Genomic DNA, 23089 nt, shown 5'->3' with positions numbered 1-23089 from the left:
AGCTTCATACTAATCGGTGATCTCACTGCTCCGGCTGTGCCCAAAGCGTTCCATCACTTTTGTATATCTGCTTCCTCTCAAATGCGGTCTGAGTATCATATTGCCTATAATCAAATTAACTGTAATAATAGTTCATCACAAGATGAGCAATACAATAGATTATTATGAAACAGCCCGGTCATTTATTAAGTTATTTCAGCTGCTCCTTTAGTACATAGATTAGTTCCTTCATCTGATCCTCTGTAATCTTTGAAAATCCAAACAGTGCCCTGAGCGGCAGCCCTCCCGTCATTTCATTCAGCACCTCATCTGAACTGCCAAAGCCTGATGTAATGCCTCCGCTAAACTTCGAAAACATCATCGACATAATGGGTGAGGTTTTGGGATTTTTCAGCAATGAGCCTATCGTTGTATTCTCATCCACCAGGAAAGGAATCTTCCTTACAGGAGTGAATTCAACCTTCTTCGATAGACGTATATCTGCAGAGGAATGAGCCAGTAAAAGCTCGTAGGTTCCACCGGCAGCATACCAGTCTCCGATTTCTTCGTTATACCAGGATAGGGAACGTGAATCGATTTCAAAGGTTACCGGCTTCGTCTCTCCCGGTTTAAGCTCTACCTTGACAAATCCTTTTAACTCCTTTACAGGCCTGCCCGGGGTGCCGGTACGGTCGCTGACATAGAGCTGCACTACTTCTTTTCCTGCCATCTTCCCTGAATTGGTGATCTGTGCCGTTAGGGTTATGCTCTCACCCTCTGTAAAATTACCACGGCTTACCTGGATATCCTGATAGGAGAATTCGGTATAGGACAGTCCATGGCCAAAGGGGAATAATACCTGGATTTTTTTAGCCTCATAATAACGGTAACCGATATAAATCCCTTCCGAATAAACGACCTTTTTGCCATCTCCAGGGAAATTCAAATATGACGGGGTATCCTCAAGCCGAATCGGAAAGGTTTCTGCCAGTCTGCCGCAGGGATTTGCATCTGCATATAACAGCGCATCTGTTGCCTCACCGACTCCCTGACCTGCAAGAAACATTTCAAGAATAGCATTCACCTTATCTGCCCAGGGCATTTCCACAGCAGAGCCATTATGAAGAACTACGATGGTATTCTTCTGCACTGCCGCGATCAGCTCAATTAGCCGGTTCTGACATTCCGGCAGCCCCATATGTCTTCTGTCAATACCCTCGGAATCAAAGGATTCGGGTAATCCTGCAAAGATAATGGCTGCATCCGCTTCAGAAGCAGCTTTGACTGCTTCTCCAAAAAGGGATTGATCTGCCTGATCCTTGTCATGTGGGAAACCTTCCGCATAAATTATGTTAGGATTTTTATCCCTACCGATATCAAATGCATTAGTTACCCTGCTGGCATGGATGTGGCTGGAGCCTCCTCCCTGATAACGCGGTATTTTGGCAAAGGCACCTATGTAGGCAACTTTTGTCTGACGACTCAGTGGTAGCGCACCTTCATTCTTCAAAAGAACAGCACATTCCTTTGCCATATCCGTTGCTATCTTGTGATGTTCCTCTCTATCATATTGCATATCGGTAGCATCGGCCTGTGAATATTTGAAAATAACCTTAAGAATTCGTTCCACAGCCAGATCCAATAGTTCCTCCGGGAGCAAACCTTCTCTGACTGCTTTTACAATCTGTTCATCACGAATACCGCTGGAAGAGGGCATTTCAAGCTCCAGTCCTGCCTCAAGGCTCTTTACTCTGTCGTTAACAGCTCCCCAGTCCGACATTACGAAGCCCTCGAAGCCCCAATCCTCACGCAGGATATCCGTAAGCAGCTTTTTATTTTCACTGGCATATTCTCCATTAACTTTGTTATAGCTGCTCATTACGGTCCAAGGCCTTGCCTCTCTCACAGCCATCTCAAAACCCGCCAGATAGATTTCACGCAGCGTACGTTCATCCACCTCTGAGGAGCAGGTCATGCGGCAGGTCTCCTGATTATTGACTGCATAATGTTTTAGGCTGGTACCAACCTCCCATTCCTGAATCCCCTTAATCTGTGCTGAAGAAAGCTTACCGGTCAGATAAGGGTCCTCTGAGAAATATTCAAAATTACGACCGCAAAGCGGACTTCTCTTAATATTAACAGCAGGTCCCAGTAAAATCGCTATATTCTCTGATCTGCATTCTTCACCCAGAGCCCTGCCCATCCGGTGTAATAAATTCTCATCAAAGCTGGAAGCACTCGCACAGGCCGGAGGAAAACATACAGCAGCAACACTCTGGTTCAGACCGAGATGATCTGCTTCCCCTTCCTGCTTGCGAAGACCATGCGGGCCGTCCGTTACCATCACGGCCGGAATGCCCAGTCTTTCCACTGCTTTCGTATGCCAGTAATCTGCACCGGAGCACAATCCTGCCTTTTCCTCCAATGTCATTTGTTTGATCAGGTCTTTGATCATATTTCCCTCCATTCTGCGCAAGAATTCTGCGCATTATCTATTTCGCTGAATGCTTAGCCCAGAAGGCTGCTGCCCTGTCCACCCATCCCTCAGCTTCGGTTCCTATACCAAGAGATATTCCGTGCTGTGCCTTTTCATACAGATGATATTCGTAGGGTATCTCATTCATCCGCAAAGCCTTTTCCAATTCATCTCCATGCTGGCGATAATCTAGCAGAAGATCATTCTTACCTGCCCAAAAAAATACGGGAGGGTAATCAGGTGTTATATTCCTGTCGATACTGATTGCACTTACAGCCTTTTCATCCGGTTCCGGCCCCAGAAGCAGCTTATTACAATGTGTAAACTTCTCAGTTGATATGAGTCCATATGCTATCATGATGGCTCCGGGTTTCGGCAGATTAAATTTCTTATAGCCTATATTGTCAAGCCCATAGCATCCAACCAGATGCCCTCCTGCTGAAAATCCCAGAACCGCATAATCTTCAGGAACTATATTCAATTCATCTGCACGGTCAAGAACATACCGGACAGCCGCTGCCAGATCTTCCACCGGTGCCAGATTATATGCTTCCTCCCTTACACGATAGGAAAGCACGAAAGCAGTATATCCCAGACCGTTCAGATGAAGTGCCAGTGGATAACCCTCCGACAGGGCTTCGCAATTAGCATAGGCACCTCCGGGACATACTATAATAAACTTTGATTTCTTCCCGGAAGGAAAATAATGCAGACTAGCATTGGCCTTAGTGGAATCTTTTTTTATCTCTTCCTCGGAATAGATCTGTCTGTAAACCCTCACCTTATTGCCGTGATTTTTAATTATCGCATTCAGACCGTCCGCATAGATTTGTCCTGTGGTTTTTGAAAAGCCCAATACGAATTTATCAAGTGTCTGTATTGCCATTATGTCATTCTCCTTGGACCGCTGATAGATTTTTGCCTTTTCTTCAACCAGTACAGGATGCTCTATGATACTGTCCACCGTGTCCTGCGGTGTAATAAAGGCACCCACAGGCCTTTTTCTATGAAAGAGTCTTTTCATTTTCAGACCTGCTCTTTTCAGCTTCATGCTGAAAAAGTAAAGAATCAGAATCGCTTTATTCATAACTTCCTCCCTTCTGAATCGACTGATACCCGCTCTTCTTAAGAAAATCATCAACTTCAAGCTTTAACTGTTCTCTGCATGCAATGGGAGCAGAAAAATCAATAAAATCAGGATCCTCCGGTCCGGTACCGTATTTCACCTGGAAATACTTACGTCCCAGAATACGTATCGTAATATTACTATAAAAGATCCCCTCTGATATAACATCAATCATGTGCCGAATCTGAGTCTTTGGCAGGAGGAAACGGTCATGGGCCGAACACACTCCGGTAAAATCCAGCTGGTCCACCTTCATTAGATCATGAAAAAACCGGTTGATCGGATATTTATTACCGTCAATGTAGAACAATCTTCTGCAAATGCTGTCACCGGATATCAGGGTTTTTGTTTTCTGATCATAAAGTACTATGCTTCCCGCAGTATGCCCCTGAATACCATATACCTGAAGTGTTCTGTCACCGAGCAATAATTCATCTCCTTCTATCAAATTATGAATCCTCGCGGTTATTTTCCTTGAGGGCAAGAACTTAATGATGTTCTTCCCCAGAATCAATGCATCCTCCGGGTGTACCCATACATCGTCAAATTCATTCACGGCACCGGTATGATCGAAATGTCCGTGGCTTAGTACCAGCATGACCGGCACCCCTGCCAGCTGCTGCGCATATTCCCTCAATCCAGAGGCTCTAAGCCCCGCATCCACCAGCACCGCCTTTTCCCTGCCCCTAATCAGGTAAGTATTAATGGTTGCTGTACTCATTTCCCATTCCTTGCAGGATATCAAGAAGATTCCATCCCGCAGCTCTTCATGAAAAAAATGTCCCTTTTTCATAAACCTCTCTCCTTATTTCTATAATTATGATTCAGCAGCTCATAGCCCTAACTGCTGCGCTTTACATTTCTATAGCAGCCTTTCAATATGAGTAACAGTACCAGTATCGGAAGCAGATAGAAAACGCACCCCTGCAAAAGCGTAAGCCAGACATAGGAATGTGGGTAGTGAAACAACTTCTGTGCTCCCAGATTAAGCAGAATCAACCCAGCTACTACAATAAGATCATACCGTCTGAATTTTCGATATATGGTTTTTCCTTTTATATCAGGATTAAAGATATTGGCTTTAATATATCGTTCAACCAGCAGATAATCCACCAGTATCCTGATGGGATCGATCAGGCATACTGACAGGTCTGCCTTCGTGGTAAAGGCTGGTCCCCCATTCATCGTGAGCAGTATGATGCAGGATACAATCAAAAAACTCTTAGGCAGCTCTCTTAACCGGAGCGCAAATAGTTCCAAAGGAGTCGGTAGTTTAATTTCCCGTTGCTCCAGAAACCCTTTACAAAAGCCTTTGGGGTCATTACCCCAAATGTATTCCGGTGATATTTTCTTCTCCTGGGCTTCTTTCAATAGCTGCAGAAGCTCAAGCATTATTTGATCAATTTGATAATTCGTTTGTTGTTGGCTTTTCTTCCTTCGTTCACGTCGGCTGCAGAGGCTTCTATCCTCCTCTGCCCTGGCCTTAGACAGGCCGAGTATCTCCATCATGTAGATCTCAGCGTGAATAAAGGAATCCCAATATTCATCCTTAAGGCTTTCAGAAGCATTTTCATAGGTAATCTGGAATTTAGGGTTGAAACGGCGCTTTTTACGAAGCTTTAAAGCTACAGCCTTGCTGCCACGAATACATTTTTCATTCTGCATTGATTGAATCAGCTCCTTATCAGGCTTGTATTAATGGGAATTTACAGCACTATTAAGTAATCGGCTACACCTCCTTATGATGGTCTGCTGTCATTCCTAATATTATCACGGACTCCGCGTCGATATACTCTTCTCCAGCCCGCATTCTTATATATCTCTCCCTGCTCTTCAAAAATCTCTCCAGCCGCATTGTCATCCATCAGCCGGTACCGAAACCAGGCTGTCAATATGCCCTTATATTTACCGCCTTCCTCCTGAATCTCTGTATGGGAACAGTAGCGAGCTTCCAGAAACCAACCCTCAACACTGGTTTTTAATCTGTTAATAGCAGCAAGACAACTCCTGAAGGGCGAGATAATAAAATCAAGGGTACCGGTTAACACCAAAAAAGGAACATTAATTCTTTCCGGTACATATACATCCTCAGGATCACACCATCGCAGAGCAGGAAGTGCGATAGAAACAACGGTTTTTATATAATTTCCTTCCGTAAAATTCGTATGCAGATTAATCACACCCGTAGAACCCTGGGAATGTCCCGCACAGCCTATCCGCTGCGTATCAATATGCATGTAGAAAATACTGTCAGGCTTCGCATTCTCCTCAAGCAGATAGCAAAGAGCCTCCTTTAGCGGCTTCCCGGTTCCAGTCTCACTGTTATAGGTATTCATAACGATAAAGCCCCAGGAAGCAAGATGCCGATGCAGCTCATCATAATTCTTCGGCAGGGCGTCTGTTCCATTGCCCCAAATAATTACCGGAAGTGCTCCCTCCAAGTGGACAGGAGCATATAGAATAAAACTTTCCTTATTCTCCCCATCGCCTATGATATGAGTCTTTATTATATTTTCTCCTTCTCCGCTGAAGAAGTATTCCCGACTTTCTTTGGTAATCGGACTTTTTATCCGTCTGCCAAGGAACAGCGGTAGGAATACGATACTGCACAACAGCAGCATTACAACAAAAATAATCGCCAGTATTAATAATAAAATCCACATGGAATTCATCCTATGCCTTTCATTTATTTCAACAGCTTGTGAATCATCTTCCTTACAATATTTAATCGCTCAATAACGTCAATTTCTCCTTTGTCGATGATTTCCTTACGGTGAGCCAGCTTCTGCAGATAAGCAAAAATGACGCTTACATAGGTTAAGGCTTCGTCATATTGCTCCTTAACCCTCTCCCCGCTCATATTGGCATCAATAATGGACTGTATCACCTTGTTATATTCCTGTGACAGATTATCGTTCGGATACTGATCCGAGTAAAGAAAGTCGAACATACTGATATAACGGTAGGCCTTTATATGATGAATAAATTTGTCCACCATGGTCAGAAGAATTTCCTTTATGACTTCGCCGCCATTGCGGTTAGCTACATCAATGAGTTTCAGATCGCTGAATATTTCCTGCAACATTTCGTATTCCACCTCAAAGGCGATGGGATGTATGCTGTCATAGTAACGGTACATTGTTGCTTTACTTAATCCGGCTTCATTCATAATGTCATTCATAGTTACATTATTCAGTCCTTTTTCCAGAAAAAGCTTTTTTGCCGTATCTATTACCTCTTTTTTTCTTTCCTCCATAAGCAGCTTTCTCTGCTCCAGGTATTTTTCTTTTTTTGTTTCTGCCATTCTATTTCATGGATACCTCTAATCAAAGTACCCATATCCTCCAATCCTTCATAATCATATACCTTATTAGCCATACTGCCAGCAAACTCTGATTCATATGTCCTTAATATAAGCACCGCACCAATGCATCCTAAGAGATATGATAATTCTTTCTCTGTATGAGCAGCCACTATTAATAGTCTATTTTAATAAAGCATTCATGATACTATATGTATCATGATACTATATGTATCATGATGTGTCAATGGGTATTCTAAGGACCACCTAAATAATTTTCCCATGATCAGCATCATTACCCGACCGTTCTTTACAAATAAAAGAAACTACTTTGTCGCTGATAGAAATGCAGGCTGGTATAAATATAGGCATAAAGGATTATGTATTGAATGAGGATGGATATGAATGGCTTAGTGAAGAATACAAACGAAAATCCCGTCGTTACCAAGGACAATTAAGGTAACTGCTTCTACCGGGAAAAAGATGAAAAAAACCGCACATGAAAAATAGGTGGTTTTTTATAGTGAAAAATACGCAAAGCGTGCAAAAGCAGAACGCGAAGCAGCTCTTTTAAAAGCAAAGGACTTAGTTTCAAATCCTTCAAAATACACACGTGCCACTTTCTATGGTGCCGCCAAATATGTTAAAAGATAGACTTTGATAAAGATACAGAGGAAATACTGAAAGCTTCCTCCAATCTCGAAATAAATGAAGCACTACTCAAAGAGGAGGAAACACAAAAAAATAGGTTATTACGCAACAACTTTTTGACAAAACGAGAAACCCGCCAGCCCTTGTAATTACTGCGCTGACGGGTATTCTTTATCTTATTTTTCTGCAAAACTCAGGTTATATACCAATGACTCAGAAGATTCAAAGTATTTATCTATTTCTCTACAGTAAAATACACCCATTAATAAATGGGTGCATTCTAATTCATTCTAATTAATTTATTTAATTCTATTTAGTAAGCAAACCGTCTCCACATGCCTTGAGAGTACAATAATGATGTCATAAGTATCTGGTATTCTCTTGGTGGTAGAATATTATTTCTTTTGTAATAAGATAATTCATTAGGTATATATTTAATTCCAGCATCAAGTATATATCATGATTGACTTTCTGTAATACTTCATAAAGAAAAATGCGTCCTATTTTAAGCATTTGATAACTTCATTGCCAAACTCCCTCAAATAATATAAATAGCCTTCAGTCCCACTATAGTTATATTGTTTATTGTACATACGTGCTACAACAAGTTCTTGAGATGGTATTACAAGCAGTAAAGCCCCTCTCACTCCTACAATTTGATAGGACCCAGTTGGTACTAAATCACCTATTTCAGTACATTTCCCAGGTAAATCCTTTGTAAACCAAAGAAACCCATTCTGTGGAAGCTCCTTATTTTCAAATTTTGGACTTTGTACTGAAGTTGCCATTTCGAAAATTTCCTTTGGGGCTATTTGTTTTCCATCAATCATTCCCTGCTTCAAGTGCAGATAACCCCAAAAGGCAAATTCCCTCGCTGAAACAAACATATTATGTAAATTACCATCTGCAGTTGCTTCAAGATATTGCTTGGGCCTCTTACCCTTTTCCATGATTGAATAAACTAACTTTTCATTCCAATGAATTTTCCATCCAGTCTCCTTCAATTCCAAGGGACAGCAAATATACTCATTGATTATTTCAGAAACAGTTTTCCTTGTTGTTCTTTTTACAATCTCACAAAGCATTAATATATTTTCTCCGCGATATGCCCAATTTGTACCACAAGGAAACTCCCTAAAAAGGTGTCCAAATTCGTTCCTCTCTATTCCATGAGTGTGAGTCAATAAGTGTCTTATTGTGATTTTGTCCATAACCTTTGCGTCAAGTTCTGGCAGATAATCTATAACTAAATCATCAATAGAAGAAATTTTACCTTGATACACAGCAAGAGCAATAGCAAATCCAATGTAACTTTTTCGAGCTGAAGCAATATTGAATTGTGATTCTTGCTGAATAGCTCTGGCATTTTTATCATGGGAATGAAAGCCACTATAGTATTCTGTAACAATTCTATCTCTTTGAATAACTATCAAAGCTGTTCCAGAGCCACCATTCAAATCATTGACTTTCTGCGTGTATTCAACTAACCCAGAAAACTTGCTTGTTATATCCTTATTTATATGCAATTAAATTCCCCATCTCTGTATGAATTAATTAAGTGGTTTGGTTAAGTAAATTAAAATATCATATTGCAATTAATGCTTAATTATTTTAGTCGTGAACGTGTAGAGTTTTGGTATAAATAATGAAAAGTTATTTCATATGATTACTTGACAGGCTATTCCTGTATAATATTTTTTAAAATCACCTGACCAAATATGTTTCACGTAGTTATTAGATATCATTGTTTCATATGGATCAAGATATGTAAAAAAATCTTTATCTCTATTCACCAATAAAATCCAATGACTATTCCTAAGACCAAACTCTTCTTCATTACCAGTCATCATTACCATAATCGGAGACTTTTTTAGAGCTTCCTTCCATTCATCTTCATAAAAAGACATTCTAAAATTGATGTTATTTTTAACGAGATATCTGAATATATCTTCAGGGAAAGTCCCACACTTCATATCATCACTATCATATCCTTTTTCTTCTGGTGAAACATTAAAATTTAATTCAATAGCAAGTTTCTCAAAGTTTTCGTAACCAGCTATTTGATGATATTTTAATAACATAGAAAGGCAAGCAATTCCGCATGCATACTCTGGATAAAAACTTTGTTCATTTTGACTGATAAAATAACTTCTATACATAATTGACTATTCACCCCTCTATTAGTATCATAAAGATTAGTTTGTAGATTGATATTCAACATCTAATCAGAATTCTGAATAGTGTCAATACTAAATATCATTATATAAATTGGGTATAATATAAATCTTTATACTTTTCTTATAATATATCACTTAATTTAACTAACAATTTCTAACTTATTCTCATTTTGTTTTTAAATAAGCTTAGCAGTTTGAGAGATACTGCCATCATTAATAGTCAAATAATGATTAATTCCATCATTTGCAAAATTAATTGTAACTGATAAGCTACGAAGGAAAAACTCATTATCCGAGGTTGCGTACATTTCAAGTTTCATTGATCTTGGAAGTTCAAGGAATAACCGCTGATCTTTCATCGTAACCTTTGCAATCAATTCAGTATGTTCTTCCAATCGATACTCCCCAACATATCTGTTTAAAATCTCAGTATGTAGTATTTTTGCTTTTTGAAAATCTGGAAGTTTAGGTATCTCATATGGTTCATTAAAAAGTATATTCTCAATTGATTGTAAAATAGATTGTTCAAAATCAAAATCCTGTTCTTTGTTTCTTAAAAAAATAATCACTAGATCATTATCAATGTATCTTTTAAAGTGTGTAGCATAACCTGGCCAACCACCGCTGTGCCACACAGCCCTTCCCTTTCTCTTTTCGTTCTCTAAAATCCATCCAAACCCATATTTAAAAGGACTTTCTAGTCTTGGGAACGATGGAGAATAGGCTTCTTTCAATAAAGTTTCATCAATAAGTGTCCCATTTCTCAATACTCGATCAAGTAAATAAAGGTCTTCAACTGTGGAATGAATCGCTCCATCTCCAACGATTCCATCAAGATAAACAACAAAGTCTGTTTCAGGAAATTCATCTGGCAAAACATGTTTGCCTTTGTATACATCAAAAATATAACCATATGCGTAGTTATCCACAGCCTGTTCAGTTAATCTTTTACAAAACACTTCAGTATTTTGCATTCCAACAGGTGAAAAGATATTTATTTTCATATACTCTGCAAACGAAAGGCCCGAAACCTTTTCAATAATGAGAGCAAGCATTACATAACCTGTATTGCTATATTCCATACGCTCGTTAGGCTTGAATAACTGTTCTGGTTTATGCTTAATAAGTAGCTCTAATAAGTCTTGGTTCACCGCTATTTTGGATTTATCCCAGTGATGTTCAAATAACTCTAAATAATCGGGTAATCCAGAAGTGTGATTCAATAATTGCCTTACTGTAACCCCTTTATAAGGAATATTAGGTAACCATTTTTCTATAGGGTCATCAAGAGAAAGTTTGTTATCCTGTACCAATAACATTATACCCAAAGCAGTTATCGGTTTTGAAACTGATGCAAGGTTAAATATCGAATTTATTTTTAGTTTTCGCTTTGAATCCAGTTCAGCCTCGCCAAAAGCTCCTTTATATAATATTTCACCATCCTTGGCTATTAAGACAGTTCCATTAATTAATTTTTCAGATTGGATTTCCGTAAAAAACTTTTTTAATATTATTCTCTTATCATTCATTTTTTTATTTTCCTTTCATTTCTTGTTTTGACAATTCATCTTCAACTACAAGATTGAGTTTTACTAAAATGTCTCGTAATTGTATCATGTCTTTCATTTCCATACGAGAATAAAAACGTTTCACAATTTCCTTGTTAATCTCTTCTTCCTTTGAGTAGTAATGGTATCCCCGCTCATCCAACTGCACAATTATTTCTCTTCTATTATTAGGATTTATTGTCCTTAATAGATATCTCTCTTTTTCTAATTTGGAGACAATCTGACTAACAGCACTTGAAGTAACATTCATCGATTCAGCCAGTTGACTTATTGATATTTGAGATTCCTTTTTTACTAAATCCATTAATATAATTTGCTTGTTTGAAAGTTCTTCATTAAACAAAGACTGACTCTCTTTTATAAAAAGAGCATTCATGGAATAAGTTATCTCGTTAATTTCTGTAACTAAATCAAACAATTCATTTTCGTTCTTATTATCTACTTTTGAAGCCAAAGCTTTACCCCCTTTTTGTTATAAAGTTAAATTAATAGTTAAGGCAACTTAATAATAAAGTCATCTAATGTATTTGTCAAGCAATATTTTGGAATATAACTAACAAAATTTTAATCTATAAGCAGTTAGTTTTCTCAAAATGTTTTTATTAAAAATTCCCATCTTTTACTTTCTGATAAGATAAAGACAAATGTAGTTCTCCGACATCTATGTAAAATGGGTAACTCCATGTATCTTTCTATCAAAAAAGGACATGAAAGTTATCGCTCTCATGCCCAAAATTTTTGCACATCTCTTTTATTTATTTCTTCAATAATTTAACTGCTTTTCTTCTGCAACAGGACTATAGATTCAACGTGCCCCGTCTGAGGAAACATATCCACTGGCTGTACTTCCATAGTTTTATATCCTAGCTCTTCTAAAATTCCTAAATCTCTAGCTAAGGTGCTTGGATCACAGGATACGTATACTACTCTTTCTGGAGCCATATTTCCTATAGCTTCTAATAGCTCTCTTCCGCAGCCCTTTCTTGGAGGATCTACCACTACTACCTCTGCTCTTACTCCTTTATCTATTAGCTCAGGAATCACTTTCTCGGATTCTCCTACTATAAATTCTGCATTATCAATATGATTTTCCCTTGCATTGATATTGGCGTTTTCTATGGCTTCTGGCACTATTTCTACTCCATAAACCTTCTTAGCCTTTCGTGAAAGGAATAAGGATATAGTTCCTGTACCGCAGTAGGCATCAAATACAGTTTCATCGCCCTTTAAAGCTGCATATTCCAAGGCTTTATTATAGAGTACCTCCGTTTGGATCGGGTTTACTTGAAAGAAGGATAGTGGTGAAATATTAAATTTAAACTCTCCTATATAATCGCTTATGGTATCTTTTCCCCAAAGGGTTATACATTTCTCTCCTAATATTACATTGGTATTTTTGCTATTCACATTTTGAATGATGCTGGTAACCCCTTCTATCTGTTGAAGTGTGATGTTTATAAACTCTTCTTTATAGGGCAAATATTCCCCTGAGGTCACAATAACCACCATTACCTCTCCGGTTTTAAAGCCACGTCTTATCATTATATGCCTTATAGAGCTCTTATCACCTTTTACTTTATCCTTAGAGTTATTTTCATCATAGGCTTTTACATTATGCCTTTTCATCCACGCTCTAGTCAATGCCACTACCTTATCTGCTACAGGGTCTTGAATATGACAAAGCTCCATATCTATTATGTCATGGCTTCGAGGAGCATAAAATCCTATGATTACATTACCATCCTTTTCACCTATGGGCAGTTGAACCTTGTTTCTATATCTGTAAGGCTCATTCATTCCTAAGGTATCATGCACTTTTATAGTATCTAAATCTAATCTTCCTATTTTTCTTAAACAGTCCTCTACTCTTTCCCTTTTAAACTCTAGCTGTCCCTCATAAGACAGATGTTGAAGCTGGCATCCGCCGCACTTTTTATAGATAGAACATACTGGCTCTTTTCTATTTGGAGCTGTTTCTAAAACTTCTAATAACTTTCCATAAGCATAATTTTTATTTACCTTAATAATTTTTGCTTTAATCTTTTCTCCCTTCAATGCTCCCTGTATGAATATGGGAAATCCTTCTAACTTAGCTATTCCCTCTCCTTCATAGCCTTGTGAAATTACATCTAATATATAATCCTTGTTTTTTTCTAACACTAATTATCACCCTTTATATATAATCTATCATCTGTTCAAAAGTTTCTTCATTATACTTCTTTCTTATTTTAGCATACTTCTTTCTGAAACCATCACCAATACTTTTTAAAAAGCTAAATCTAAAAGGCATATACTTTTCTATATTTTTTATATAGCTATAAGAAAAATAATCCTTACTATTACCCATGGACAAAAAGGCAAGCATCAAGCAATTTTCTTTTAAAAACTCATCCATATCTTCTTTAATTTCATATTTAAAATCCTTAAGTTCTTCGTATACTATATAATCTATAAAATTTATCAATTTATTCGTTATATTATCTAAATCCCATTGCTTTGCTGTAAGAGAGAATATAGTCATATGATTGTTTTTTAAATCCTCTTTTACATCTTGAAGATCATCACATAGCTGAAGCATTATTCCATAGCCTAACATAAATTTTATTTCTTCAAAACTTAAATTGCCTTTTACTAAATATCCATCAGCCAGTACCGAGGTTCCTCCCTTTATAAAGCTTATATTTAGCATATCCTTTTCAAAAGGAGAAACTTCTTTTTCCTGCTGCTGAAGGCTGACTACCTGCGCCTCATGTATGGCTAAAACACTTTCAAACACCTCTTTATATCTTTCCCTAGGAAAGTCGCCCTCAATTAACCCTATAAGCTCATAAAGCTTATTTTCGTAATCACTGTCTATATCTATATTTTTACCTAGAATTATACTTTTTAACTTATTACTTATTTGTGCCTTATATTCATCACTTAGTATTTTATCATCTAATAAATTATCCGTATAAGGATATAGCATGCTATAAGCAAAAATAGAATTAGTAAATTTAACATCTATATTTAATATAACCTGAGATATATTCATTATCCAAACATTTCTCATCGCCTGTCCTATTTCTTCTAAAGACATTTTATCATCAAAAGCTTTTGCTTTCTTAAAAAATTCCTTGGTTATATCCTTTATATTTTTAGAAAACAAATAGTTTATAGCTCTATTATTTATAAATTTACTGTTATTAGCAAATTCTTTTAAAAGTCTATCTATCTCTTTTCCCCATTTAATTTTTTCCTCTTCATCACTAGGAAAATTTAAAAATCTATCATAGATGGTATTCATAAAGCTCTCTATATATTTTTCATTTTCCATTTGAGAATTAGAATCATAGCCTCTCAATTCTTTAGTTATATTACAAGGTAACCCATACCACACCCTGCAAAAATCTATAGTGTTTAGTTCTATTTTTTCTTTTAAATTCTCCATATAATCCCCCAAAAAAACTCATCTTAGGCATCTGAGGAAAATAACTAGTCAAATATACGAGTAGGCTGGCTAATTATTTTTTGAAGGTGCCTTATCTAATTGTAATTTAATATATGCAAATGTCAATAATTCTGTAAATAAACACTATAAAAATAGCTAGTGAAGATATAAAAATAAAGAATCATCCTCACTAGCTAATTTTATCATATATTAATTTAAAAAGGTTTAAAGGTTTCACACTGAGTATTTAAATTTGACATAGCTTCTGGTCCAAAGATTTGCACATTTGATGCTTTGCAATTCCTGTGAGAATTATGTATGCATTTTACTGCATCACATACTATCTCAGGACTCATCTTTATTTCTTCACTGTTAAAAGCTTGAATAATTTCTCCTCCAACATTCATGTTAGCAATATTTTTAACGGCATTGCCCAAAGTTCTTTCACCAAAAGTATTACAATCTGTTTCTGGGCTGCGGTTAGCTTGTTTTCCTACTATATGTATGACCCTAGCAGTGCATAGCCCACCTACATTATTCACACAATTTGCAGCATTACAGCTTAATTGACTCAACAATATCACTCCTTTCGCTATAGTCCTTTGAAATAAAATAACCTTAATTATATTATTGACATAATAGAGTAATATAAATCTATTTCATAGGATACCCTATTTCTGAATTAAATTTTCCTAAAAAAGTATAAAAAAAGAGCACCTATTAGGTGCAAATCCAGAATCAGTTGCCATTTTTTATCCTTTTTACTATCATTATATTATATCCATACATATAAATAATATACAACATATATATGGATAAAATTGTTAAAATTTTGTTAAAATTTAAAAAAGGACGTTTATATTAAAAACATCCTTTTAAATGAAAAATTATTTTACCAAGTGAACCTTCATCATGTTAGTTGAACCCATATCATTTATAGGTATACCTGCAGCGATTACTACTAAATCTCCAGAATGAATAAAGCCTTCTTCCTTTGCTCTTTCCGCAGACTTTTCAATTAACTCATCTGTGCTTTCAAAGGCATCAGAGATCAATGGATAAACTCCCCAATTTAAAGCAAGCTGCTTTGCTACTCTATCATATGGAGTTACTGCAATGATTAGGCACTCTGGACGATATTTAGATACTATCTTAGCTGTGCTTCCAGTTTGAGTTGAAGTTATGATGGCCTTAGCTTCTAACTCCATCGCTGTTGAACAAGTTGCTAAGCTTATGGCACTTGGAACGTTTGATACGTGTTGTTGCTTTCTCTTTTTAACTAATATCATTTCATAATTTAATTTATTTTCAGCAGCCTCAGCTATTTTTGCCATAGTTCTTACTGTTTCAACTGGATATTTTCCATTAGCAGTCTCTCCGCTTAGCATTATAGCATCTGTACCATCAAATATAGCGTTAGCTACGTCAGAAGCTTCAGCTCTTGTTGGTCTTGGATTTCTTATCATAGAATCTAACATTTGAGTAGCCGTGATAACTGGCTTTCCAGCTTTATTACATTTTTCAATTATCATCTTTTGAACTACTGGTACTTGCTCTATTGGAATCTCTACTCCTAGGTCTCCTCTAGCTACCATGATACCATCTGACACTTCTAGAATCTCATCTATATTATCAACGCCTTCTTGATTCTCAATTTTTGAGAATATTAGAACATCTTTTCCGCCGTTTTGGTCTAAAACTTTTCTAATTTCTAGAGCATCTGAAGCTTTTCTTATAAAGGATGCTGCTACTATATCTACTCCAATTTCAACTCCAAATATCAAATCAGATATATCCTTCTCTGTTATAGCTGGTAGCTTTATTGAAACTCCAGGAACGTTTACTCCCTTATGATTTCCTACCATTCCACTGTTTCTTACTACACACTTAACTTTATTTCCCTCTACTTCCTTAACCTCTAAGCCTACTAAACCATCATCTATCAATATAGAATCTCCTGGTTTTACATCAGCACATAGACCATCATAAGTTATAGAACATTTAGCAGCATCTCCCACTACCTCTTCTCCGCAATAAATGGTAAAATCTGAACCTTCCTTTAATTCAACCTTACCTTCAGCGAAGTTACCTGTTCTTATCTCAGGTCCCTTGGTATCAAGAATAACAGCAATAGGCTTGTTGTACTTTTTGCTTAATCTTTTAACAAGCTCTATTCTAGTCTTATGCTCCTCATGATCTCCGTGAGAAAAATTGTGTCTTGAAGCACTCATACCCGCTTCTATTATCTTTGATAATATCTCCTCAGTTTGGCTAGCTGGCCCAATTGTACAGATAATTTTTGTCTTTCTCATCAAAACACTCCCTTAAATTTAATAAAGACCCATAATAAATTAATAAAAACACTGATAAAATATATTATATGAAGATAAGCAGAGCATAAACTTATTAATTACTATGTATCCGCTTATCTTTATATTAAAGCTTAATAAGATAGAGCTGTTGCTATCTCATATAATTTCTCATCAAATTTTCTTGGCATTGCTAATGCTTCATTTATATCATCATCAATTATTTGTCCGCCTCTTATTCCTATAACTCTTGAAGATTTTCCTTCTAAAAGCACTTCTACAGCCTTTGCACCCATTCTAGAAGCTAGTACCCTATCAAAAGCTGAAGGACTCCCCCCTCTTTGAATATGTCCTAATATAGTTGCCCTAGTTTCAATGCCAGTTATTTCTTCTACATGCTTTGCTAAATCTTCAGCTCCGCCAACACCTTCAGCTAATATTATTAAATTGTGCATTTTTCCTTTTAATTTTCCTGATAATATAGTCTTACATAGTTCATCCTGATCAAAGCTCATCTCAGGAACAATTATGCTTTCAGCTCCACCAGCTATACCTGCAAATAGAGCTATATCTCCACAATGTCTTCCCATTACCTCTACTATACTTACTCTTTCATGAGAGGTTGAGGTATCTCTCAATTTGTTAATAGCATCTAATACTGTATTTAATGCTGTATCAAAGCCTAAGGTATAATCTGTATAAGATAAATCATTATCAATAGTTCCTGGTATTCCTACTGTAGAAACTCCTAATTGGGATAAAAGTCTAGCTCCTGTAAAGGAACCATCCCCTCCTATTACTACCAAACCATCGATACCATAAACTTTTAATACATTAGCAGCCTTTTTTCTTCCTTCTTCTGTCTTGAACTCATCACATCTAGCAGTTCTTAATATAGTTCCACCTCTGTGGATTATGTCAGATACAGAATGTCTATCCATTTGGAATAACTCGCCATTAATAAGTCCATTATATCCTCTTTGTACACCCATAACCTCTAATCCTCTATCAAGGGCCATTCTAGTTATTGCTCTTATAGCAGCATTCATTCCTGGTGCGTCTCCCCCACTTGTTAACACAGCAATCTTTTTCATGTTATATATTCCTCCTATAACCACCGGGTCTTATCAAGTCCCAGTAGTGTTAAAATTTTACCCACTTCAATTATTGCAACTGATATTTTACAAAATTATCGATGATTTTGCAAATGTAAAATATTACTTTTAAAGATATTTTAGCTTAATTTAACGTAGTTAATATTCCTCCAATTTAATTTTACTTAATACAGTTATATTTTTCAACTATTTCGATATAAATATACAATAAATTAACTTTATAAGAAGAATGTTAATCGCTTTGCTCACAAATTATACTTATAATACCACCATTACTTTTTTCTTGCAGATACAAGTAACATCATTGGTCGACGCAGCTCCTCCAACATACCTGGAACGGTATAGAGCAAATTCTCCGCTGGCTTAGGTTCAATAAGTGCTGTTATTTCAAATCCTAACTTTATAAGAGAATTTAAGTAAGTGGTCAGTGTTCTATGATATTTTATAACTTCCTCACCCAAAAAATTAGTTTTACGCACATCCTCAGTAAAATATTTGTCAACTGGCCAATGCAGTGGATTACCCTGATTATCATAATACCAATCTTGTGTTCCGTATGCAGTAAAAATAGGATGTTCAACAGAGAAAATAAAATCTCCACCCTTGGAAAGGCAATTGCTTATTTTCCTTAAAATATCCTCAAAGGACTGAACATAATGAAAAGCCAAAGAGCTGATAACCACCTCAAAGGAACCTACCGGAAAATTAATATCTTCCATTGGCATACATATGTACTGAATATGCTCAGACTTTGTTTTATCTCTTGCCTCATTTAACATTTTTTGTGAAATATCAACACCAACAACTGACTTAGCACCATTCTCTATGGCAAATTGACAATGCCATCCGAAACCACAGCCTAAATCTAGAACTCTTTTATCTTGAAAACTAGGCAGTAGCTTTTTTAACTCATGCCATTCTCCAGCAGACGCAAGTCCATTTTTCGAACGATCCATATTACTATACTTATCGAAAAAAATACTATCATCATATTTGTTTTCTTTCATTTTTAATTCCTCCATCCTACCTATGTGGTATTATTTCATTACAATATCTTCGACATAAAAAGCAGCTTAATTAAATTTTATGAAAACAGGGCCCCCTACAAGAAAATAAAGGTGAAGCTTAACTTATACGTATTCAAAAATATCATCTTTAGATCTTATGACATGTATAAGTTATTAGCTAAACTTGTTCTCCTATGCTGGCAACCCTGCTCAATCATTTTTTATTTTTCATCTTAGCTTATTCTGATACTAACTTAACCTTTTCCTCTCCAAATTTCTTCTTTAGTAAAAATACTATATTGCTCTCCGTATCAATCCAGTATTCTTTAGATAGTCTAAAAGGAATCCTTTCCTTAGCTGCAAATAGATAAACCGCAGTACTGCCTTTAAAGTTTGATAATATAGGCTTTAGTTCATTCATTATTTCTCTAGCTACTTTTTGGTCTTCTACCTGGATATATAATTTTGATTGATTTACTTTTTCTAAAGGATAAATATCTTCACATAATATTTTAGGATTTTCATCCTCTCTCATAGCGATTCTACCTTTTATCACTACTAACTGATCTACTTCTACTAAAGATGAAATTTTTTCATAGGTCTTTGGAAATATAACACACTCAACAGTTCCTGTTAAATCTTCTAATTTAGCAAAAGCCATAATGGTGTTATTCTTAGTTATTTTTCTACTTACTTCAGCTATGATTCCACCTAGAATTACTCTCTCTCCATCCTTCAATCTATTGGAAAGATGAGATAGCTCACCTTGTATCATAGCTTCTTCACTGAAGGTTTCTTCATAATCCTTCATAATTTTCGACACATCAACGCTACTTTGATGCTTTAATGTCTGAGCATACTCGTCTAAAGGATGTCCTGTGAGATATAATCCCGTCATTTCCTTTTCCATAGCCAGTATGTGTTTTTTCTCAAACTCCCTTATGTTGGGGTATTTTATGTCTATTTCTTCAGCTTCTTCCATGATACCTGAGAAAAGATTCATCTGTCCCTCTATATTTTTTTTCTTTTGACTGGTCACTCCGTCTAATATCTTTTCATGTACAGCCAAAAGCTGAGATCTAAATATCTTAAAGCCGTCAAAGGCTCCAGCTTTTATAAGGCTTTCTACAGCTCTTTTATTTATAGCTGAGGTATCGATTTTGTTGCAAAAGTCCATGAAGCTTTTAAACACTCCCTTTTCATTTCTGGACTTTACAATGCTCTCTACCACATTGACTCCTACATTTTTTATAGCTGCTAAACCAAATCTTATGGTGTCCTTCTTAACTGTAAATCTTACATTGCTTTCATTTATATCTGGAGGTAGTACTTGAATTCCTAAACTTTCAGCAAAGTTAATATAGTAAGCTACCTTTTCATTTATTCCCATAACGCTATTTAGCATAGCCGCTATGTATTCTACTGGATAGTATCTCATTAAATAGGCTGTTTGGAAGCCAACTACTGCGTAAGCTGCTGCATGAGATTTATTAAAGGCATATGATGCAAAATCCATCATCTGATCAAAGATTTTATTTGCTGCCTCCTCTGAGATACCGTTTCTTAAACATCCAGGTACTTCTATATTACCTTTTTCATCTGTAATTCCATAAATAAAATTTCTTCGCTCTTCCTCCATCACTTTGTGTTTTTTCTTTGACATAGCTCTTCTTACTAAGTCACTTCTGCCCATGGAGTATCCTGCTAGCTTTCTAACGATTTCCATAACTTGTTCCTGGTAAACCATTACTCCATAGGTAACATTTAGTATACTCTCCAATTGTTCACTTTCGTATTTAACTCTGTTTGGATTCTTTTTACTTTCAATATATCTTGGTATTTCAGCCATAGGACCTGGTCTGTAAAGACTTATTCCCGCTATGATATCTTCTAGATTGTCAGGCTTTAATTCCTTCATAAAGCTAGTCATTCCTGCGGATTCCAGCTGGAACACCCCTACGGTCTTACCTTCACCTATCATTTTATAGACTTCTTTATCTTCAAAATTAAGATTATCTAAGTCTATTTCTATTTCACGGTTTTCCTTTACCATCTTTACTGCATCTTTCATTACAGTTAAGGTTCTTAAGCCTAAAAAATCCATTTTAAGCAAACCTAATTCTTCTAGGGTTCCCATAGTAAATTGTGTTACAATCATGTCTTCGTTCTTTTGCAGCGGTACATAATTTACTAAAGGCTTAGAGGCAATAACCACCCCTGCGGCATGAGTGGAAGAATGTCGCGGTAATCCCTCCAAGCTTCTGCTTACATCTATAAGTTCCTTCACCCTGATATCCTCTTCATAGGCATTTTTAAGTTCAGGGTTTATTTCTAAGGCTTTATCTATAGTTATATTAAGCATGGTTGGTATCATCTTAGCAATTCTGTCTACCTCTGCATAAGAGTAATTCATAGCTCTTCCTACGTCTCTTATGCAAGCCCTTGCGGCCATGGTTCCAAAGGTTATAATTTGGGATACATTTTCTACACCATACTTTTCTACCACGTAGTCAATTACATCCTGTCGCCTTTCATAGCAAAAGTCAGAATCTATATCCGGCATGGATACCCTCTCCGGATTTAAGAATCTTTCAAAGAGCAGTCCATATTTTATAGGGTCTATTTTAGTTATTCCTAAGGTATAAGCTACTATGGAGCCCGCTGCACTTCCTCTGCCTGGCCCAGTGGGAATTCCATTTTCATTAGCAAACCTTATAAAGTCCCAAACTATGAGAAAGTAATCCACATATCCCATCTGATTGATTATTCCTAATTCATACTCTAGCCTATTGATGTACTCCTGAGATTCTTCATCCTTTGAGGCAGCTTCTAAAACTTCTTCAATATTTAAAGGCTTTCCTCTAAAGTCCTCAAACACTCTATACCTTTCCACTAGACCTTCATAACAAATCTCCTTTAGGTAAGCATAAGGCTCCTTGCCCTGCGGAACAGGGAATTTAGGCAATTTAGATTTATGAAACTCATAATCAAAATTGCACTGCTCAGCTATTTTAACTGTGTTTTCTAAGGCTTCAGGAATATAAGAAAACATTTCCCACATTTCCTCTGGAGATTTTAGGTAGAATTGATCTGAAGGATATCTCATCCTATTTTCCTCTTCTACGGTTTTAGCTGTTTGTATACATAATAGGACATCATGGGATTTATAATCCTCTCTCTCTATATAGTGAACATCATTGGTAGCCACCAAAGGTATTCCTAACTCTTTTGATAATTCTGCTAAGAGACCATTAACCTTTCTTTGTTCCTCTAATCCATGATATTGAAGCTCTAAATAAAATCCTTCTTTGAATATCTCTTTATAAAGCAAGGCAGTTTCTCTTGCTTTATTTTTATTACCCTTAGATAGGTAGGACTGTATCTCTCCCCCTAAACATGCACTTAAGGCTATGAGTCCCTCACTATGTTCCTTTAAATATTCATGGTCCACCCTAGGCTTATAATAGAACCCATCGATAGAGGCCTTAGAAACTATCTTCATAAGATTGTTATAGCCTACTTCATCTTTTACTAATAGTACTAAGTGATGAGTTTCATTTTCTTCATCATTTTGTTTTATGTAAAGAGACTTTGGTACTACATATATTTCGCAGCCTAATATGGGCTTAATCCCCACTTCCTTAGCCTCTTTATAGAAATCTACACAGCCGTACATGGAGCCGTGATCTGTAATAGCTAAAGCTTCCATGCCAAGCTCTTTGGCTCTTCCTACTAGCTTAGATATTTTTCCAGAACCATCTAAAAGACTGTATTCTGTATGTACATGCAAATGGCAAAATTTCGGAGCTGCAAGATTAACTATATTACTATCTTCATTCATCTGTTCACCTCCTCTGAGATGCATAATTTCATTTTAACTTAATATTTTTATATTAAGATTACTATTTATTTTACCATACTCACTTCTATTATTCACTAGCTCTATAATC

General features: G+C 36.4%; 18 protein-coding genes and 1 pseudogene. 1 reads left to right on the top strand and 18 read right to left on the bottom strand.

What is annotated here, in order from left to right; translation table 11 throughout:
- Window positions 1-190: 190 nt before the first annotated feature.
- From BN2665_RS07995 to BN2665_RS26955, 7 genes are all read right to left on the bottom strand, one after another.
- On the bottom strand, window positions 191-2434 hold the full coding sequence (locus tag BN2665_RS07995) for a glycoside hydrolase family 3 C-terminal domain-containing protein (RefSeq protein WP_154674896.1): 2244 nt from the start codon (window positions 2432-2434) through the stop codon (window positions 191-193).
- 37 nt (window positions 2435-2471) lie between these two features.
- Window positions 2472-3542 carry an alpha/beta hydrolase gene (locus tag BN2665_RS07990; RefSeq protein ID WP_055666594.1) on the bottom strand — a complete coding sequence of 357 codons (1071 nt, stop codon included), beginning with the start codon at window positions 3540-3542 and terminating at the stop codon, window positions 2472-2474.
- On the bottom strand, window positions 3535-4374 hold the full coding sequence (locus BN2665_RS07985; RefSeq protein ID WP_055666593.1) for an MBL fold metallo-hydrolase: 840 nt from the start codon (window positions 4372-4374) through the stop codon (window positions 3535-3537). The genes BN2665_RS07990 and BN2665_RS07985 overlap by 8 nt, the downstream gene beginning before the upstream one ends.
- Window positions 4375-4421: 47 nt before the next feature.
- Window positions 4422-5246, bottom strand: coding sequence for a hypothetical protein (locus tag BN2665_RS07980; protein ID WP_055666592.1), 825 nt, complete (start codon window positions 5244-5246; stop codon window positions 4422-4424).
- A gap of 74 nt (window positions 5247-5320) precedes the next feature.
- Window positions 5321-6244 (bottom strand): alpha/beta hydrolase family protein, encoded by a 924-nt coding sequence (locus BN2665_RS07975; RefSeq protein WP_055666591.1) that lies wholly within the window; start codon window positions 6242-6244, stop codon window positions 5321-5323.
- 23 nt (window positions 6245-6267) lie between these two features.
- Window positions 6268-6837 carry a TetR/AcrR family transcriptional regulator gene (locus BN2665_RS07970; protein ID WP_055666590.1) on the bottom strand — a complete coding sequence of 190 codons (570 nt, stop codon included), beginning with the start codon at window positions 6835-6837 and terminating at the stop codon, window positions 6268-6270.
- On the bottom strand, window positions 6813-7001 hold the full coding sequence (locus BN2665_RS26955) for a hypothetical protein (protein ID WP_195892679.1): 189 nt from the start codon (window positions 6999-7001) through the stop codon (window positions 6813-6815). The genes BN2665_RS07970 and BN2665_RS26955 overlap by 25 nt, the downstream gene beginning before the upstream one ends.
- A 236-nt stretch (window positions 7002-7237) precedes the next feature.
- On the opposite strand from BN2665_RS26955, the pseudogene BN2665_RS27870 reads away from it, so the two are divergent.
- Window positions 7238-7616, top strand: a pseudogene (locus tag BN2665_RS27870) (IS1634 family transposase); the annotation flags it as partial.
- Window positions 7617-8033: 417 nt separating this feature from the next.
- Here the strand turns inward: BN2665_RS27870 and BN2665_RS07960 are convergent.
- The 11 genes from BN2665_RS07960 to BN2665_RS07910 all read right to left on the bottom strand — a co-directional run bounded on the left by BN2665_RS07960 (window position 8034) and on the right by BN2665_RS07910 (window position 22980).
- Window positions 8034-9059, bottom strand: a complete 1026-nt coding sequence (locus tag BN2665_RS07960) for a serine hydrolase domain-containing protein (RefSeq protein ID WP_055666588.1) — start codon at window positions 9057-9059, stop codon at window positions 8034-8036.
- A 132-nt stretch (window positions 9060-9191) separates the two neighbouring features.
- Window positions 9192-9692: a C39 family peptidase gene (locus BN2665_RS07955; RefSeq protein ID WP_055666587.1), complete on the bottom strand. Its 501-nt coding sequence runs from the start codon at window positions 9690-9692 to the stop codon at window positions 9192-9194.
- Between the two features lie 194 nt (window positions 9693-9886).
- The gene (locus BN2665_RS07950; RefSeq protein ID WP_055666586.1) at window positions 9887-11239 is read right to left on the bottom strand and encodes a serine hydrolase; all 1353 of its coding nucleotides are present in this window, start codon (window positions 11237-11239) and stop codon (window positions 9887-9889) included.
- A 4-nt stretch (window positions 11240-11243) separates the two neighbouring features.
- Window positions 11244-11732, bottom strand: a complete 489-nt coding sequence (locus tag BN2665_RS07945; RefSeq protein WP_055666585.1) for a MarR family winged helix-turn-helix transcriptional regulator — start codon at window positions 11730-11732, stop codon at window positions 11244-11246.
- Between the two features lie 317 nt (window positions 11733-12049).
- The gene (gene rlmD, locus BN2665_RS07940) at window positions 12050-13438 is read right to left on the bottom strand and encodes a 23S rRNA (uracil(1939)-C(5))-methyltransferase RlmD (RefSeq protein WP_055666584.1); all 1389 of its coding nucleotides are present in this window, start codon (window positions 13436-13438) and stop codon (window positions 12050-12052) included.
- A 13-nt stretch (window positions 13439-13451) separates the two neighbouring features.
- Entirely contained in the window at window positions 13452-14708 is a 1257-nt protein-coding gene (locus tag BN2665_RS07935; protein WP_055666583.1) for a class 1 isoprenoid biosynthesis enzyme, read from the bottom strand.
- Window positions 14709-14923: 215 nt separating this feature from the next.
- Entirely contained in the window at window positions 14924-15283 is a 360-nt protein-coding gene (locus BN2665_RS07930) for a DUF1540 domain-containing protein (RefSeq protein WP_074042251.1), read from the bottom strand.
- A gap of 312 nt (window positions 15284-15595) precedes the next feature.
- Entirely contained in the window at window positions 15596-17020 is a 1425-nt protein-coding gene (pyk, locus tag BN2665_RS07925) for a pyruvate kinase (RefSeq protein ID WP_055666581.1), read from the bottom strand.
- Between the two features lie 131 nt (window positions 17021-17151).
- Window positions 17152-18111 (bottom strand): 6-phosphofructokinase, encoded by a 960-nt coding sequence (gene pfkA, locus BN2665_RS07920; protein WP_055666580.1) that lies wholly within the window; start codon window positions 18109-18111, stop codon window positions 17152-17154.
- 293 nt (window positions 18112-18404) lie between these two features.
- Window positions 18405-19139, bottom strand: a complete 735-nt coding sequence (locus BN2665_RS07915) for a class I SAM-dependent methyltransferase (protein WP_055666579.1) — start codon at window positions 19137-19139, stop codon at window positions 18405-18407.
- A 238-nt stretch (window positions 19140-19377) separates the two neighbouring features.
- Entirely contained in the window at window positions 19378-22980 is a 3603-nt protein-coding gene (locus tag BN2665_RS07910; protein WP_055666578.1) for a DNA polymerase III subunit alpha, read from the bottom strand.
- Window positions 22981-23089 lie beyond the last annotated feature (109 nt).

The sequence above is a fragment of the Desnuesiella massiliensis genome, assembly GCF_001403615.1.
Classification (GTDB): Bacteria; Bacillota; Clostridia; order Clostridiales; family Clostridiaceae; genus Desnuesiella; species Desnuesiella massiliensis.
This window is presented reverse-complemented; position numbering and strand designations above follow the sequence as displayed.

Bases quoted from the DNA above. Each gene is read 5' to 3' on its own strand.
- BN2665_RS07990 (WP_055666594.1), bottom strand. From the start codon at position 3,542: ATGAATAAAGCGATTCTGATTCTTTACTTTTTCAGCATGAAGCTGAAA.
- BN2665_RS07980 (WP_055666592.1), bottom strand. From the start codon at position 5,246: ATGCAGAATGAAAAATGTATTCGTGGCAGCAAGGCTGTAGCTTTAAAG.
- pyk (WP_055666581.1), bottom strand. From the start codon at position 17,020: ATGAGAAAGACAAAAATTATCTGTACAATTGGGCCAGCTAGCCAAACT.
- BN2665_RS07975 (WP_055666591.1), bottom strand. From the start codon at position 6,244: ATGTGGATTTTATTATTAATACTGGCGATTATTTTTGTTGTAATGCTG.
- BN2665_RS07985 (WP_055666593.1), bottom strand. From the start codon at position 4,374: ATGAAAAAGGGACATTTTTTTCATGAAGAGCTGCGGGATGGAATCTTC.
- pfkA (WP_055666580.1), bottom strand. From the start codon at position 18,111: ATGAAAAAGATTGCTGTGTTAACAAGTGGGGGAGACGCACCAGGAATG.
- BN2665_RS07970 (WP_055666590.1), bottom strand. From the start codon at position 6,837: ATGGAGGAAAGAAAAAAAGAGGTAATAGATACGGCAAAAAAGCTTTTT.
- BN2665_RS07955 (WP_055666587.1), bottom strand. From the start codon at position 9,692: ATGTATAGAAGTTATTTTATCAGTCAAAATGAACAAAGTTTTTATCCA.
- BN2665_RS07915 (WP_055666579.1), bottom strand. From the start codon at position 19,139: ATGAAAGAAAACAAATATGATGATAGTATTTTTTTCGATAAGTATAGT.
- BN2665_RS07950 (WP_055666586.1), bottom strand. From the start codon at position 11,239: ATGAATGATAAGAGAATAATATTAAAAAAGTTTTTTACGGAAATCCAA.
- BN2665_RS07910 (WP_055666578.1), bottom strand. From the start codon at position 22,980: ATGAATGAAGATAGTAATATAGTTAATCTTGCAGCTCCGAAATTTTGC.
- BN2665_RS07995 (WP_154674896.1), bottom strand. From the start codon at position 2,434: ATGATCAAAGACCTGATCAAACAAATGACATTGGAGGAAAAGGCAGGA.
- BN2665_RS07935 (WP_055666583.1), bottom strand. From the start codon at position 14,708: ATGGAGAATTTAAAAGAAAAAATAGAACTAAACACTATAGATTTTTGC.